The organism is Halomonas sp. GD1P12, from assembly GCF_025725645.1.
Lineage (GTDB): Bacteria > Pseudomonadota > Gammaproteobacteria > Pseudomonadales > Halomonadaceae > Vreelandella.
This window is the reverse complement of record NZ_CP107007.1, coordinates 622,755-637,597: the sequence shown is the minus strand read 5'-3', so window position 1 is coordinate 637,597 and position 14,843 is coordinate 622,755. Positions and strand designations below refer to the sequence as shown.

Genomic DNA, 14,843 nt, shown 5'->3' with positions numbered 1-14,843 from the left:
GGGCGTTAGCGTGATTTGGCAAGCGAGCGATGCACGTAGAGATCGTAGCGGCTGGTCTTGCCCATCAGCGTATGGTTGGGCGTTGGCCCCTCGATGGGCGGCGCCTTGCGCGGGCGCTTGACCACCACCCGGTGGGTGGCGACGTCCAGCGCCTGCTCCAAAAGCCTGGGCGCGTCGTCGTCGCTGCCGGCCAACCGCTGGAAAAGGCGCATCTCCTTTTTCACCAACGCCGATTTGTCGCGGTGGGGGAACATCGGGTCGAGATGAATCACCTGAGCTTCGAACGCCGCCTCTTCGATCAACGCGGCAAGCAAAGTGGCGCTGTCGCCCTGCTGTAACGTCATGCGCGCAGCGATCTCTCCCACCTCGGCATCGATCAGCGCCCGCTCCAGGCCGTCTTTTAATAGCGCGGCGATTGCCGGCACCCGCTCGATCAAAAGCACCGGCGCGCCAAGACTCGCCAGCACGAAAGCGTCGCGGCCAAGCCCGGCGGTCGCGTCCACGATACTCGGCGTCACGCCTTTGGCAAGCCCGCACGCCTTGGCCACGAGCTGGCCGCGCCCGCCGCCGAACTGGCGCCGGTGCCCCGCCTTGCCGCCCACGAAGTCCACGCTGAGCGGGTGGCCAAACACCTTAGGGTCGCCGCACAGCGCCAGCCGCCCATCCACGGTTTGAAGCGCAAGCCCGTCGGGCAGTGCGCACACGCTCTGATCCGGGTCTGCGCTCACGCGGGCTTTTTCCAGGCCACGTCGTTTCGCAGGTACACCGGCTGCACCTCGATGGGCGCGCGGCCAGCGCCGGCATTAAGCCCGCGCAGGCCAATCCAGGCCATCTCCTCGGCCCGCGGTTCGAGATCTGTCAGGTGCTGCGTCATACTCGCCTTCAAGAGATCGTCGAACTGATCCCAGAGCGCGAAGCCCGAGCCCACTCCGACCCAGTCGGTTTGCTGGTCCGGCAGAATGACGCGGGCAGGATCGATCACGACCTCGTCATCGCAAAGGCTCGCCAGATCCTCCCCGCAGCGCCAAGCGGCGGTGTAGACCTCGCCCATGCGCGCATCCAGGGCGGTGACGATATGGCGAAAGTGATAGCGCCGATGGGCCTGGAGTGCCAGCGCCTCCAGCGTCGACACCCCGACCAGCGGGCAGTCGAGCCCGAAGGCGAGCCCCTGGGCGGTACCGGCGGCGATACGCAGGCCGGTGAACGACCCCGGCCCGTGGCCGTAGGCGACGCCATCGAGCTCTTTCGGTGTAATACCTGCTTCCCCCAGCACCTCGTCGATCATCGGCAAAAGCCGTTTGGTATGCGCGCGCGGGGTGTGCTCGAAGCGCGAAAGGCATTCGCGATGCTCGCCTTCGGCGCGAATCAGCGCCGCTGAACAGGCGCTCGACGAGGCGTCCAGGGCGAGAAGGTATGACGACATGGCGACTTGATACTCCAAACGGCAAAAGGCGCGAGCGCGTAACGCCCGGCCTTCGATACTCGAAAAAGAAGCGGCGCCGGCGGCGAGCGTCGGCGCGTAGTGAGGGTTAGCTTAGCGCGTCTTTCACCTGCTGGGTAATATCGGCGACGCTGCCCACGCCTTTCACACGGTGATACTGCGGCGCGGCGTCCGGCTCGGTCTGGGCCCACTGCTGGTAGTAGTCCACCAGCGGCTCGGTCTGATCGTGATAGACCGACAAGCGGTTGCGCACGGTGGATTCCTGATCGTCCTCGCGCTGGATCAGGGCCTCGCCGGTGACGTCGTCCTTACCCGGCTCTTTCGGCGGGTTGTGGTCGATGTGGTAGACGCGGCCAGAGGCCGGATGCACGCGGCGACCGGCCATACGGTCGACGATCTCTTCGTCCGGCACGGCGATTTCGAGCACGTGGTCGATCTTCACGCCGCCTTCACGCATCGCGTCGGCCTGGGGAATGGTGCGGGGGAAGCCGTCGAACAGAAAGCCGTTCTCGCAGTCGGGCTGGCTGATGCGCTCTTTCACCAGGGCAATGATGATGTCATCGGACACCAGGCCGCCGGTCTTCATGATTTCCTGGACTTTCAAACCAAGCTCGGTGCCGTCCTTGATCGCCGTGCGGAGCATGTCGCCGGTAGAGATCTGCGGAATCTTGAACCGCTCGCAAATGAATCGGGCCTGGGTTCCCTTACCCGCGCCTGGGGCACCCAACAAGATCAAACGCATGGCACTGCTCCTCGAGTCGTAAAACGTGCAAAGGTGGATAGCATTCAAAGTAAAAAGAGAATGCAAAGACAATAACCGCGCGACCCCAGCGGCACAACTCTCCAAAAGCCTCAGAGAGCGGCTTTTTTTGCCTGGTGGGCGCCGGGTCACTGCCTAAAGAATCAAAACGCAAGCGGCGCCCATAAAAATGGGCGCCGCTTGCCATCCGTCGCTGCGCGCTTAGAGCAGCAGGCGGCGGATGTCGGTCAGTACGTCGGCCAAAAACGCGGTGAAGCGCGCAGCGTCGGCCCCGTTGATCGCGCGGTGATCATAGGAGAGCGACAGCGGCATCATCAAACGCGGCTGGAAGGCGGCGCCGTCCCAGACCGGCTTCATCTGCGACTTCGAAACGCCCAGAATCGCTACTTCCGGCGCGTTGACGATCGGCGTGAACGCCGTGCCGCCAATCGAGCCCAGGCTCGAAATGGTGAAGCAGCCGCCGGTCATCTCGTCGCGTTTGAGCTTCTTGCTCTGCGCCTTCTTGCCAAGCTCGGCCATCTCTTTCGCGATGTCGATCAGGGACTTCTTGTCGGCATCGCGCAGCACCGGCACCATCAGGCCTTCCGGAGTGTCCACGGCGATACCGATGTGGACGTACTTCTTCCACACCAGCGTCTCGCCGTCACCCTTGAGGCTGACGTTGAACTGCGGGAACTTCCTGAGCGCAAAGGCGCACGCCTTGACCAGAAACGGCAGCGGCGTGAGCTTGGCGCCCTGGGCTTCGGCTTCGGCCTTCATCGACTTTCTGAAGTTCTCGAGCTCGGTGATGTCCGCCTCGTCGAACTGGGTCACGTGGGGCACGTTGAGCCAGCTTCTGTGCAGATTGGTCGCGCCCATCTTGAGCAGACGCCCCATCGGCTTCTCTTCCACTTCGCCGAACTGGCTGAAGTCGACCTCCGGCACCGCCGGAATACCCGCGCCGCCGCTCGGCGCCTGAGCACCGGACTGCGCCGGGGCGCTGCCCTTCTCGGCAAGCGCCTGCTTGACGTAGGCCTGCACGTCCTCTTTCAGGATGCGCTCTTTGGGGCCACTGGGCTTGACCAGCTCGAGATCGACGCCAAACTCGCGGGCGAGCATGCGCACCGCGGGGCCGGCGTGCACGAGCTTGCCATCGCGGGGCTTGTGCGCCGCCATGGCCGCCTCGGGGCTTGGTGAGCCGCCGGCGCTTTCGCTCTTGCCACTCTTGTCGCCGCCCTTGCTTTTGCCGCTGTCGGACTTCGCTTCGGACTTTTTGGCGCTGCCCTCGGCCTGCTTGTCAGGGGCGGCTTTCTTCTCCTGCTTCTTGGCAGACTTCTTGCCGCCGCTGGAAGCGACTTCGATGTAGGCGATGACGTCGCCTTCGGAGACGGTGTCGCCCTCCTTGACACTGAGTTCGACCAGTTTGCCCTTGTAGGGGCTCGGCACGTCCATCGACGCCTTGTCGGACTCGAGCGTGATCAGCGCGTCTTCTTCGTTGATCTCATCGCCGACAGAGGCGGCAAGCTCGATGACCGGTACGTCCGAGGCGCCGGAAAGATCCGGCACGCGGACTTCCTTGCGCTCGGTCGCGCCGCTCTCGTCGTCGCCGTCGTCCTCGTCTTCGCCCTCTTCGGCGTCTGGCGTCGCGACGTCGTCTTGATCGGTGGAGGCCTGGGGCTCGTCGTCGACACTGTCATCAGTGTCGTCGTCATCGCCTTCGCCTTCGATCTCGATCTGACCGATCACGTCGCCTTCGGAGACGGTGTCGCCTTCCTTGACGGTAAGCGATACGATCTTGCCGCCGTGCGGGCTCGGCACGTCCATCGACGCCTTGTCGGATTCGAGCGTAATCAGCGCGTCTTCAGCGTCGACGCTGTCGCCTTCGCTGACCGCGACTTCGATGATCTCGACGTTTTCAGAGCCTCCCAGATCCGGGACCACGATGTCCACGGTCTGCTTGCCGCCGGCTTTTTTGCCGCCGCTGGACTTTTCGGCGCTGCCGGAGGAGTCGCTTTTCGGCGGCTCGTCGTCGCTCTGGCCATCGTCGCCTTGATCGTCATCGCTCTGATCGTCGGCGTCGGCGTCCTGGTCGTCCTCGGCCTGATCGTCGTCGCTATCGTCACCCTCGACTTCCAGCTCGACGATGTCGTCGCCTTCGGAGACCTTATCGCCTTCCTTGACCAGCACCTTGATGACCTTGCCGCCCTTGGGCGAGGGCACGTCCATACTGGCCTTGTCGGATTCCAGCGTGATCAGGGCGTCTTCCGCTTCGATGACGTCGCCTTCTGACACCGCAATCTCGATGATTTCGACATCGGTATCGCCACCGATATCGGGAACTTTGATGATTTCGCTACTCAAGGTCGCGCTCCTTCCAAATCGGATCGAGCCGGCGGGTCACCCCGCCGGACTGCGGTTTAGCTGATCAGCGGGTTAGGCTTGCTGGCGTCGATGCCGTACTTCGCGATCGCCTCGCCTACCAGCTTGCGTTCGATATCGCCACGCTCGGCAAGCGCGCGCAGAGCGGCGACCACGACGAAGTGACGATCCACCTCGAAGAAGCTTCTCAGCTTCTCGCGGGTGTCGGAGCGACCGAACCCGTCGGTGCCCAGCACGGTGTACTCGGTGGGCACCCAGGCGCGCACCTGGTCGGCGTAAAGCTTCATGTAGTCCGTTGAGGCGATCGCCGGTCCCTCACGCCCTTCCAGGCACTTGGTGACGTGCGGCTTTTGCACCTCGGCATCCGGGTTCAGGAAGGCTTCGCGGTCCAGCGTCAGCGCTTCGCGGCGCAGCTCGTTGAAGCTGGTGACGCTCCAGATGTCGGCGCCTACATGCCAATCCTCGGCCAGAAGCTCGGCAGCGGCTTCGACTTCGCGCAGGATCGTGCCGGAGCCCAGCAGCTGAACGCGGCCCTTGTCGCCCTTCGTTTCGCGCAGCAGGTACATGCCCTTGACGATGTCCTCGGTGGGCACGTCCTCGAGTTCCGGATGCTCGTAGTTCTCGTTCATCACGGTCAGGTAGTAGAAGCAGTTCTCCTTGTCGGTGAACATGCGCTTCAAACCGTCCTGAACGATGACGGCGACTTCGTGACCGTAGGTCGGATCGTAGCTTCTGCAGTTCGGAATGGTCGAGGCCTGGATCAGGCTGTGGCCATCCTGGTGCTGCAACCCTTCGCCGTTGAGCGTGGTGCGCCCTGCAGTGCCGCCGACCATGAAGCCGCGCGCCTGCAGGTCGCCGGCCGCCCAGGCCAGATCGCCAATGCGCTGGAAGCCGAACATCGAGTAGTAGATGTAAAACGGCAACAGCGTGACGTGGTTGTTGCTGTAGGAGGTCGCGGCCGCCATCCAGGCCGACATCGCGCCCGCCTCGGTAATGCCTTCCTCGAGCACCTGACCTTTCTGGTCCTCGCGGTAGTACATGATCTGGCCTTTATCGACCGGCTCGTACTTCTGGCCGGCGGCCGAATAGATACCCAGCTGGCGGAACATGCCTTCCATGCCGAAGGTACGTGCCTCATCCGGAATGATCGGCACGACGTACTTGCCGAGTTTCTTGTCCTTGACCAGGCCGTTCAATACGCGAACGAAGGACATGGTGGTGGAGACTTCGCGGCCCTTGGAGCCGCCGAGCTGCGAGGCGAAGGTCTTGTCTTCGAGACTCGGAATCTCGAGCGCTTCGAAATCGCTTTGGCGCGCCGGCAGGTAGCCGTTCAGGCGCTCGCGCTGCAGGTGCATGTACTTGAGCTCCGGGGAGTCCTCCTCGGGCTTGTAGTACGGCACTTCCTTGAGCTGCTCGTCAGACAGCGGAATACCGAAGCGGTCGCGGAATTTCTTCAGCGCCTCGTACTCCATGCTCTTGACCTGGTGGGCCTCGTTGGCCGCTTCGCCGTCGCCGGCGCCCATGCCGTAACCCTTGACGGTGTGCGCCAGGATGACGGTGGGCTTGCCGTTTTGGGTGTTCACCGCCTCGTGATAGGCCGAGTAGACCTTGAACGGGTCGTGGCCGCCGCGGTTAAGCTTCCAGATGTCCTCGTCGGAGAGGTCCTTGACCATCTCCTCGGTTTCCGGGTACTTGCCGAAGAAGTGCTCGCGGGTATACGCGCCACCGTTGGCCTTGTAGTTCTGGTACTCGCCGTCGACGGCTTCGTCCATGCGCTTTTGCAGAACGCCCTTCTTGTCCTTTTCGAACAGCGGGTCCCAGTGACGGCCCCAGACGACCTTGATCACGTTCCAGTCGGCGCCGCGGAACACGCCTTCGAGCTCGTCCATCACGCGGGAGTTGCCGCGCACCGGGCCGTCGAGGCGCTGAAGGTTGCAGTTGATGACGAAGATCAGGTTGTCGAGGTTTTCACGCCCGGCCAACGAAATCGCGCCCAGGGATTCCGGCTCGTCGCACTCACCGTCGCCCATGAAGCACCAGATCTTGCGGTCGTACATGTTCTTGAGCTCGCGATGATGCAGATACTTCATCACGTGTGCCTGATAGATCGCCTGAATCGGGCCCAGCCCCATGGAAACCGTCGGGAACTGCCAGTACTCCGGCATCAGCCAGGGGTGCGGGTAGGAGGAGAGGCCGTCGCCGTCGACTTCCTGGCGGAAGCTGTCCATCTGCTCTTCAGAGAGACGCCCTTCCAGGTAGGAGCGTGCGTAGATGCCCGGCGCCACGTGGCCCTGAATGTAGACCAAGTCGCCTGCGAAGTCGTCTTTTGCGGCACGGAAGAAGTGGTTGAAGCCCACATCATAGAGTGTGGCCGAGGACATGAAGCTTGCGATGTGGCCGCCCAGCCCCGGGTTTGCGCGGTTGTTACGGATGACCTGAGCGATCGCGTTGTAGCGAATTAGCGAGCGGATGCGCCGCTCCATGAACAGATCGCCCGGCATCTGCGCTTCGCGATGAACCGGAATGGTGTTGCGGTGCGGGGTCGTCACCGAGAAGGGCACCTTCATCCCGTCCCGACGCATACGATCCGCCAGGCGGGTCATCAGGTAGCGGGCGCGATCTTCGCCCTCACGATCCAGTACCGATTCCAGGGATTCAAGCCACTCCGTGGTTTCGACCGGATCGAGATCTTCTCTTGTCTCCAGACTCATAGAGGTCTCTCCGAATGACGATAAATGACAATACGCCCGCTACCCTTTTGGGGATGGGGCGGCTGCGACGTTGAGCCGCCAGGGCCGATAGTGAGGCCGAGCTTGCGTGTCTGACAGGTTTTGGGTTCTACATTCAGCGCTAGCGAGGTTAATGGCGCTTGAATGTAGCAGCGCTACACAGGGGCCATACAGGTTAGCCTTTTGTATAGAGAAGATACCGCAAAGTCGCTATTCTGCCAATTATCACGCAATGGAAATTCCATCCAAAACAACATATTGCACCGCAACATAATGCTTTTGGAAGGCATTTCCAAAGCCTCTAGAACGCCAAATTGTAGTCAAACTACCGTTTTATTCTCTTGGGAATGAATTACTTTGGTGCGCTCGCACCTTTTTCACACCGGCAAGTGCGCGTTTTCTGACGCAGGTCACGAACGTGAAAGGCACTGACGATAGTAAGCCCAATCGAAACATGGGCCCGGGTCCTGCTTTCGAAGCGGTGCCACGTGAGCGTGGCTGGTGATGCGCTGCTCATTGAGTAGCGGGTAGCGCGCCATCAGCCAGCGCGTCAGCGTCGCCAGGCGTTCGTACTGGGCGCGGGTGAACGGGTGCTCGCCGTCGCCTTCGAGCTCGACGCCGACGGAGAAGTCGTTGAGCGCCTCGCGCGCGGCGCTCAAGCGCGGGTCGAACCAGCGCGAGCGGCCGGCGTGCCAAGCGCGGTGGTCGGTATCGACGAACTGCACGCAAGCGCCTTCGCGGCGAATCAAAAAGTGCGCCGAGACGCGAAGGTGCGCGATCGTCTCGAAAAACGGGTGCGCGTTTGGGTCGAGCGTGTTGGTGAACAGCGCCTCGATAGCGGGGCCGCCGAATTCGCCAGGCGGCAGGCTAATGGCGTGAATCACCAGAAGCGACACCTCTCCTTTCTCGCGGGCATCCTGGTTGGGCGAGTCGACCGGGCGGGCGCCGGGCCAGACGCCGGGCCTTTCGGACTGAGTCACGAGAGCGTACTCCTTTGACGGGCTAAACATCGGCGACTCAGGTCTCGACAGCGCTGAGCGCCTTGCTCATGCGGTAGCGTTTGAGCCACTGTCCGCCACGCTCGACCCACTGCTCGCCGTGGTTTTCGAACCCGCGGCGCTCCAGACGCTCGAACAGCACCAGGCTCGCCTCGATATCGACTCGCCCGGCGCCCTGTTCGAGCAGCAGCCGCTCGGCGTGGATCAGCAAAGTGCTACCAATGCCGCGCCCGGCAAGCGATGGCCAGACGTAGAGCGTCACGATGCGCGCGTTTTTAACGTCAAGCTCCAAAAAGCCAACGCAGCGCCCGTCACACACCGCCACGATCGTGGTGTAGAACGCGTGGCGCGCCGCCCAGGCACTCGCCTCGCGCGGCAGCGCGCAGGCCCAGGCCTCGCGCTCGGCCACGCCATAGTGACCGGAGGCGCCCTGCATCACCGCGTGATAGAACACTTCGGCCTGATCCCCGGCATCGCGCGACAGCGCCTGGCGGTAGGTGATTCGGGCGGCGGCGGGCTTCGAGGATGAGGGCTCGTGGTGGGTCGACATGCACTACCTCGGACAGACAGGGCGCCAAACGCGCGCGGTGAAATGGCAGGGTTTATACTGGGTCATTTACAGCGGGCCGACTTTAGCCCGCCATTTTTCAAGCGTTCATCTCAGCACAAGGTTACGCGATGCACAACGCCGCGACTCATTCGCTTACCACCCTCGGGGTCATCACCAGCGACTATCCGGACAAGTTCGGCATTCCGCGCCAGCCGGGGCTGGCCCCTGCGGCGCGGGCGAGCCTCGAGCTGTTGCCGCCCTACAACGACCCGCTCGCGGTGCGCGGGCTCGAGGCGTTCAGCCACCTGTGGCTGAGCTTCGTTTTCCACCAGAGTCCGCAGCGGTGGACGCCGCTGGTGCGCCCGCCGCGCCTTGGCGGCAACCAGAAGGTCGGTGTGTTCGCCAGCCGCAGTACCCACCGCCCCAACCGGCTGGGGCTTTCGCTGGTCGAGCTGGCAGGCATCGAGCTTGACGCCGGCGTGCGCCTGCACCTGACGGGGTGCGATCTGGTCAGCGGCACGCCGGTCGTGGACATCAAACCCTACCTGCCCTGGGCGGAGTCGCAGCCCCAGGCGCGGGCGGGCTTCGCCCCCGAGGCGCCGGCGCTCAAGCGAGTGGTGTTTGGCGTGGCGGCGCGCGAGGCGCTAAGCCTGCGCACTGACAGCGCCTCGCTTCACGCGCTGATCGAGCAGGTGATCGGCCAGGACCCGCGTCCGGCCTACCATGCCGACACGGCCCGCATTTACGGGGTGCGCCTTCGCGATGTGGACGTGAAATTTCGTGGCCTTGAAGCAGATGCCACCACCCTGGAGGTGGTGGCGATCGAGCCGTACAGGCCGTAGCGCTTGGACGTCAGCGTTTAGGCGGGAAAGGTGATGCCGAGCCGGCGGCCGACTTCCTCGTAGGCCTCGATCACGCCGCCCAGGCCCTGACGGAAGCGGTCCTTGTCCATCTTCTCGCGGGTGTTGGCGTCCCACAGGCGGCAGCCGTCCGGGGAGAACTCGTCGCCGAGTACGACTTCGCCCTTGAACACGCCGAACTCGAGCTTATAGTCGACCAGTATCATATCGCCTTCGGCGAAAAGCTGCTTGAGCACCTGGTTGACCTTGAAGGTGAGCTTTTTCATCTGAGCGAGCTGCTCAGGGCTCGCCCAGCCGAAGGTTTCCGCCAATGATTCGTTGATCATCGGGTCGCCCTTCTCATCGTTTTTCAAAAACAGCTCGAAGGTGGGCGGAGTGAGCTCGCTGCCCTCCTCGATGCCCAGCCGCTTGACCAGGCCGCCAGCGGCGACGTTACGCACCACGCACTCCACCGGGATCATGTCCATCTTCTTGACCAGACTCTCGGTATCAGAGAGCTGCTTTTCGAAGTGGGTCGGAATACCGGCTTCTTCCAGACGCTCCATGATGAAGGCGTTGAAAACGTTGTTCACCATGCCCTTGCGCGCCAGCGACTCCTTTTTCTTGCCATCGAAGGCGCTGGTGTCGTCGCGAAACGTCAGAACCAGCAGGTCCGGGTCATCGGTGGTGTAAACCGATTTTGCTTTGCCAGCGTAGAGTTCGTCACGCTTTTCCATACAAGCTCCGAAATAGAATAAAAAACGTTAGCGCAGGTAGCCGGAAACGCGCTCGAGTAGTTCACGCTGGTCGTCAGCGCTTAGCTCGCGATCGCTTTCGTTGATCGCGCGCAGCACGCTCTGATTTCCCTGAGGCTCGAGCACCAGGCGAATGTTTTGGGTCATGCGGCGAACGTCGCGGCTGAAAACGACCTCGATCGGGTTACGGCTCTCTTCCGAGGCGGTCATGTAGTTGACCAAAAACGAATAGTTTTCCGGCGACTTCTCGAGCAGCTCGCGACGGTTTTCGACGGTGAAATCGAGCGTCAGGTAGTGGTCGAGCTCGGCCCAGACGCGCTCGGCGGTCTGCGGGATGGCCACTTCCCAGGCACCGTTTTGCTGGCGGATCTCGACCGTGCGCGCGTTGGAAAGCCGCTGGGCGTTCCAGGAGGAGGCGCTGGCGGTCGCGCTGCGCGCGCCCAGGTACTCTTCCAGCGCATCGAGGCAGTTGGCTACGCTGCGCCCACCCTGCTCGCAGCGGACTTCACTGCTGCCGGCACGCAGCGCGCTTTGCAGCGACAGCGTCGCCTGGTTCGTTTCGATCACGCCCTGGTTGGCGTCGCTTCGTTGAATCCCCAACCCCCGGCTCTGGGCGAAGGCTTCCAGCTGCGGCCAGACCGCGCCGGTGTCGGCGGCCACGACCAGCCAGACGTCGCTGCCGACCTGGCGGCGCTCGACGAACTCCGGCTGCAGGCCGCTGCCCATCGAAAGCGACGGCGGCGGCGCGACATCGGCGGCGCCGTCGACCCGGCTTCCCTGTAGCGCGGCCTGGGGCACCGGCATGGCGTCGTTATAGCGCTGCGTGTTGCGACTCTCCGGCAACACCAGCGGCGGCGCGGGCCGCACGTCGGTGTAGTCGAGGTTACGGTCGTCGTAAAAGCCTTCGCGGGCGCAGCCGGCAAGCGCTACCCCCATTACGAGCGTCAGCGGTATCCATTTCAGCGCGGGTCTTTCAAGCATGGAGCTCATCAAGCCACCTTAAGTCAACAGTTCTCTCGCCCGGCACTGGCCGGGCCCAGGGGTCGGACGCCGCGGATCACTCCTCGACGACGCCTGCCAACTGCAGCGCTTCACTCACAGTGGCGTGGTATTTTTCCGAAAGCCAGGTCAGCGGCAGGCGAATGCCGGCGTCCATGTAGCCCATGCGGTGGAGCGACCACTTGACCGGGATCGGGTTGGCCTCGATGCCCAGGTTGGTGTGCAGCGGCATCAGGCGCGTGTTGATCTGGTGCGCTTTCTCGCTGTCGCCGTTGACCGCCGCGGTGCACAGCTCGTGCATGGCGTTGGGCACCACGTTGGCGGTGACCGAAATATCGCCGTGGCCGCCCATCAGCATGAAGTCACAAGCGGTCGCGTCGTCGCCGGAGTAGAGCATGAAATCGCTGCCCTTCAAGCGGGCAATTAGATCCTCGGCGCGCTCAAGGTTCCCCGTGGCGTCCTTCAAACCGATGATATTGTCGACTTCGGCCAGCCGCACCACGGTTTCGTTGTAGAGATCCGAACAGGTGCGCCCCGGCACGTTGTACATGATGACCGGCAGCTTGCTGCCCTCGGCCACCGCCTTGAAGTGCTGGTAGAGGCCTTCCTGGGTGGGCTTGTTGTAGTAAGGGCAGACCGACAGGCAGTAGTCCGCGCCGACTTCGCTGGCGTAGCGGGCAAGCTCGACCGCCTCGGACGTGGCGTTGGCGCCGGTGCCGGCGATGACCGGAATACGCCCATTGACCTCTTCCACCACGCTTCGAATGACGTCGAAGTGCTCGGCAAAGGACATGGTGGTGGGCTCGCCGGTGGTGCCCGCGGCGACGATGGCGTCGGTGCCGTTCTCAAGGTGGAAGTTCACCAGACGACGTAACGCCTCCCAGTCGATATCGCCATTGACCTTCATTGGCGTCGCCAGGGCGACTATGCTGCCTGTGATCATCCGTCTATTCCTCACCTGATAGCGGCGCCCGGTCGCCCGGGCGCATCGTTGCAAAAATCGTCGTGTTGAATCGATCATCGTTTCACGGCGCATCGCACTGCCTGCGCCCTGCCCTCGACCGCCACGCTCAAGGGGCAAATGGTACTCAGCGGATTCGAGCCTGTACAGCGTAAAGCGCGGCGAGTTTGCGCAAGCCGCCCTTCCGGGCCCGATCAGGCTTTGACACGGCGCGCCGCGTTGCGTGTAATCGAGCGCTCATCTCACGACTCTCACTTCACGACTCTCACTTCACGACACTCACTTGATAACATTCACTTGAGAACACGAACTTGAAAAACAGGAGCACGCTCATGGCCGTGGAATTAGGCAAACCCGTCCCGGATTTCAGCGCCCCCGCCACCGGCGATACCACCGTCGAGCTTTCGAGCCTCGAGGGCCAGCAGGTGGTGATCTACTTCTATCCCAAGGCGAGCACGCCGGGCTGCACCACCGAAGGCGGCGACTTTCGCGATCGTATGGAAAGCTTCAAGGCGGCCAACACGGTCGTCATCGGTGTTTCCCGCGACGGCCTGCGTGCCCAGGAGAATTTCAAGGCCAAACAGGACTTCAACTTCGAGCTGATCTCCGACAAGGACGAAACCGTGTGCCAGCTATTTGACGTCATCAAGCTCAAGAAGATGTACGGTAAGGAGCACCTGGGGATCGAGCGCAGCACGTTTTTGCTCGACAAGCAGGGCGTGCTGGCCCACGAGTGGCGCGGCGTCAAGGTGCCCGGCCATGTGGACGAGGTGCTGGAAAAGGCCCAGGCGCTCGACCAGCAAGCCTCTTGATAGCCGCTTTAAAGAGAGCGCTTTAACGCAAGCGCCCGCCCAATCGGGCGGGCGCTACTCGTTTGGGCGCTGACCAACTTTGGCGCTCGCTAGCGTAGCGGCGTACGGTCCTCGGTCAGGATCGCGTTATCCAAAGGCGTTGGCTGTAAATCAGTTCGGCGCGGCCAGGCGTAAACCAGCGCTTTCAAGAGCGTGGCCAAGGGAATGGCGAAGAACACCCCCCAGAAGCCCCAGATGCCGCCGAAAAAGAGCACCGCGACGATGATCGAGACCGGATGAATATTATTGGTCTCTGAGAACAGAATCGGCGAGAGCACGTTGCCATCCAGCGCCTGAAGGACGCCGTAGGCCAGAATCACGTAAGCGAACTGCTCGCTCAAGCCGAACTGAAACCCCGCCACCGCCGCCACGGGCAGGGTCGCCACCGCGGCGCCAATGAACGGCACCAGCACCGAAAAGCCGACCAGCACGGACAAAAGCGCGGTATAGGGCAGCCCAAACAGCGTGAAGGTGAAAAACGCCACCGTGCCGACGATGATGATCTCGATCGACTTGCCGCGAATATAGTTGGCGATCTGGTGATCCATTTCGCGCCAGATGCGCGTCAACAGCGTGCGCTTTTGCGGCAAAAGCGAGAGGATGAACCCTACCAGCTGCTCGCGGTCCTTGAGCATGAACAGCACCAGAATCGGCACCAGCACCAGGTAGATGATGATCGACATCACGTTGCCAAGCGAGGTTAGCGATAGGGTCAGCGCGCGCTGGCCAAGCTGACTGATCTCGCGACTGGCCACGCCCACCCAGTTCTGCATCTGATCCGGAGTGATCAGGTTGGGGTAGCGCGCCTGAAGATCGTCGAGCCAGGCCTGGCCGCTGGCGAACATGCGCGGCGACTCCTGCGCAAGCCCCACGAGCTGGTTCCAGATCAGCGGCATCAAAAAGAACGCCAGGGTCAAAAGCGCCCCGACGAACACCACAAAGACGAGAATCACCGCCAGCAGATGCGGCACGCCGCGACGGGTGAAGATGTTCACCACGCCTTGAAGCAGAAAGGCCAGCACCAGCGCGGTGAAAAACGGCGCCAGCATGCGCCCGAACCAGATGATCGCGGCAAACCCGGTCACCAGCACGAGCAGCAGAATCAGCGCCTCTTCGTCGGAGAAGTAGCGCTCTACCCAGCTTTTCAGGATGCTGCGCATGGTCATAGGGATGAACCTCCCGCCTTGCGTATCCAGAAATGATAATGACCGCTTCTTTGCTCACGCCCTTCGAGCGTGTGGGCGCTTTGCTCGGTGAACGAGGTAATATCGCGCCACGAGCCCTGGTCGTCAGCCACGACTTCCAGCAGCTGGCCGGACGCGATCGAGGCCAACGCCTGTTTGGTCTTCAAAAGTGGCAGCGGACAGGCGAGCCCACAGGCGTCGACGACCGCGTCCGGCGCAAGCGGCACTGGCGCCTTTTGGTCACACCCTTCATCATCGGTCATGGTGACTCCCTTAAAATGCCTGGGCAAAGCTGGCATTGTGACATAAACCTGGTGTTCACCGATGCGCTTTCGCGTTTGATTTAACGGCACTTCCCGGCTCGAATCAACGTCTCGCCGCCCAACGGGCCGCGGTACGGATGCAAGCCGCAAGACCA

At 62.6% G+C, this 14,843-nt stretch carries 14 protein-coding genes; 2 read left to right on the top strand and 12 right to left on the bottom strand.

Features of this window, described 5'->3' with window-relative positions:
• Positions 1-5 precede the first annotated feature (5 nt).
• The 7 genes from OCT39_RS03015 to OCT39_RS02985 all read right to left on the bottom strand — a co-directional run bounded on the left by OCT39_RS03015 (position 6) and on the right by OCT39_RS02985 (position 8,836).
• Positions 6-728 carry a class I SAM-dependent methyltransferase gene (locus OCT39_RS03015; RefSeq protein ID WP_263586221.1) on the bottom strand — a complete coding sequence of 241 codons (723 nt, stop codon included), beginning with the start codon at positions 726-728 and terminating at the stop codon, positions 6-8.
• Positions 725-1,423, bottom strand: a complete 699-nt coding sequence (tsaB, locus tag OCT39_RS03010; RefSeq protein WP_263586220.1) for a tRNA (adenosine(37)-N6)-threonylcarbamoyltransferase complex dimerization subunit type 1 TsaB — start codon at positions 1,421-1,423, stop codon at positions 725-727. Before tsaB ends, OCT39_RS03015 begins: the two co-directional genes overlap by 4 nt.
• A 106-nt stretch (positions 1,424-1,529) precedes the next feature.
• Positions 1,530-2,183 (bottom strand): adenylate kinase, encoded by a 654-nt coding sequence (gene adk / locus OCT39_RS03005; protein ID WP_263586219.1) that lies wholly within the window; start codon positions 2,181-2,183, stop codon positions 1,530-1,532.
• 219 nt (positions 2,184-2,402) lie between these two features.
• Positions 2,403-4,541, bottom strand: a complete 2,139-nt coding sequence (gene aceF / locus OCT39_RS03000) for a pyruvate dehydrogenase complex dihydrolipoyllysine-residue acetyltransferase (protein WP_263586218.1) — start codon at positions 4,539-4,541, stop codon at positions 2,403-2,405.
• A 56-nt stretch (positions 4,542-4,597) separates the two neighbouring features.
• The gene (aceE, locus tag OCT39_RS02995; protein ID WP_263586217.1) at positions 4,598-7,270 is read right to left on the bottom strand and encodes a pyruvate dehydrogenase (acetyl-transferring), homodimeric type; all 2,673 of its coding nucleotides are present in this window, start codon (positions 7,268-7,270) and stop codon (positions 4,598-4,600) included.
• A gap of 428 nt (positions 7,271-7,698) precedes the next feature.
• The gene (ampD, locus tag OCT39_RS02990) at positions 7,699-8,268 is read right to left on the bottom strand and encodes a 1,6-anhydro-N-acetylmuramyl-L-alanine amidase AmpD (protein WP_263586216.1); all 570 of its coding nucleotides are present in this window, start codon (positions 8,266-8,268) and stop codon (positions 7,699-7,701) included.
• Positions 8,269-8,305: 37 nt separating this feature from the next.
• On the bottom strand, positions 8,306-8,836 hold the full coding sequence (locus OCT39_RS02985; protein WP_263586215.1) for a GNAT family N-acetyltransferase: 531 nt from the start codon (positions 8,834-8,836) through the stop codon (positions 8,306-8,308).
• A gap of 128 nt (positions 8,837-8,964) precedes the next feature.
• Here OCT39_RS02985 and tsaA point away from each other — a divergent pair, with 128 nt between their 5' ends.
• Positions 8,965-9,678, top strand: a complete 714-nt coding sequence (gene tsaA, locus OCT39_RS02980) for a tRNA (N6-threonylcarbamoyladenosine(37)-N6)-methyltransferase TrmO (protein ID WP_263586214.1) — start codon at positions 8,965-8,967, stop codon at positions 9,676-9,678.
• Between the two features lie 17 nt (positions 9,679-9,695).
• On the opposite strand, the gene purC is transcribed toward tsaA, so the two are convergent.
• From purC to dapA, 3 genes are all read right to left on the bottom strand, one after another.
• A complete protein-coding gene (gene purC / locus OCT39_RS02975; RefSeq protein ID WP_263586213.1) occupies positions 9,696-10,412 on the bottom strand; it encodes a phosphoribosylaminoimidazolesuccinocarboxamide synthase in 717 nt (238 codons plus the stop codon).
• A 27-nt stretch (positions 10,413-10,439) separates the two neighbouring features.
• On the bottom strand, positions 10,440-11,420 hold the full coding sequence (gene bamC, locus OCT39_RS02970) for an outer membrane protein assembly factor BamC (protein WP_263586212.1): 981 nt from the start codon (positions 11,418-11,420) through the stop codon (positions 10,440-10,442).
• A 67-nt stretch (positions 11,421-11,487) separates the two neighbouring features.
• Positions 11,488-12,372: a 4-hydroxy-tetrahydrodipicolinate synthase gene (gene dapA, locus OCT39_RS02965; RefSeq protein ID WP_263586211.1), complete on the bottom strand. Its 885-nt coding sequence runs from the start codon at positions 12,370-12,372 to the stop codon at positions 11,488-11,490.
• Positions 12,373-12,722: 350 nt separating this feature from the next.
• Here dapA and OCT39_RS02960 point away from each other — a divergent pair, with 350 nt between their 5' ends.
• On the top strand, positions 12,723-13,202 hold the full coding sequence (locus OCT39_RS02960) for a peroxiredoxin (RefSeq protein ID WP_263586210.1): 480 nt from the start codon (positions 12,723-12,725) through the stop codon (positions 13,200-13,202).
• 89 nt (positions 13,203-13,291) lie between these two features.
• Here OCT39_RS02960 and OCT39_RS02955 read toward each other — a convergent pair whose 3' ends face one another.
• Together OCT39_RS02955 and OCT39_RS02950 are read right to left on the bottom strand one after the other, a co-directional pair.
• Positions 13,292-14,407: an AI-2E family transporter gene (locus tag OCT39_RS02955; protein WP_263586209.1), complete on the bottom strand. Its 1,116-nt coding sequence runs from the start codon at positions 14,405-14,407 to the stop codon at positions 13,292-13,294.
• Entirely contained in the window at positions 14,404-14,688 is a 285-nt protein-coding gene (locus tag OCT39_RS02950) for a sulfurtransferase TusA family protein (RefSeq protein WP_263586208.1), read from the bottom strand. The genes OCT39_RS02955 and OCT39_RS02950 overlap by 4 nt, the downstream gene beginning before the upstream one ends.
• Positions 14,689-14,843: the final 155 nt, after the last annotated feature.

What these genes read in the sequence shown, in the direction of transcription:
- tsaB (WP_263586220.1), bottom strand. Translation starts at nt 1,423, where the DNA reads ATGTCGTCATACCTTCTCGCCCTGGACGCCTCGTCGAGCGCCTGTTCA.
- adk (WP_263586219.1), bottom strand. Translation starts at nt 2,183, where the DNA reads ATGCGTTTGATCTTGTTGGGTGCCCCAGGCGCGGGTAAGGGAACCCAG.
- aceE (WP_263586217.1), bottom strand. Translation starts at nt 7,270, where the DNA reads ATGAGTCTGGAGACAAGAGAAGATCTCGATCCGGTCGAAACCACGGAG.
- OCT39_RS02985 (WP_263586215.1), bottom strand. Translation starts at nt 8,836, where the DNA reads ATGTCGACCCACCACGAGCCCTCATCCTCGAAGCCCGCCGCCGCCCGA.
- tsaA (WP_263586214.1), top strand. Translation starts at nt 8,965, where the DNA reads ATGCACAACGCCGCGACTCATTCGCTTACCACCCTCGGGGTCATCACC.
- purC (WP_263586213.1), bottom strand. Translation starts at nt 10,412, where the DNA reads ATGGAAAAGCGTGACGAACTCTACGCTGGCAAAGCAAAATCGGTTTAC.
- bamC (WP_263586212.1), bottom strand. Translation starts at nt 11,420, where the DNA reads ATGAGCTCCATGCTTGAAAGACCCGCGCTGAAATGGATACCGCTGACG.
- dapA (WP_263586211.1), bottom strand. Translation starts at nt 12,372, where the DNA reads ATGATCACAGGCAGCATAGTCGCCCTGGCGACGCCAATGAAGGTCAAT.
- OCT39_RS02960 (WP_263586210.1), top strand. Translation starts at nt 12,723, where the DNA reads ATGGCCGTGGAATTAGGCAAACCCGTCCCGGATTTCAGCGCCCCCGCC.
- OCT39_RS02955 (WP_263586209.1), bottom strand. Translation starts at nt 14,407, where the DNA reads ATGACCATGCGCAGCATCCTGAAAAGCTGGGTAGAGCGCTACTTCTCC.
- OCT39_RS02950 (WP_263586208.1), bottom strand. Translation starts at nt 14,688, where the DNA reads ATGACCGATGATGAAGGGTGTGACCAAAAGGCGCCAGTGCCGCTTGCG.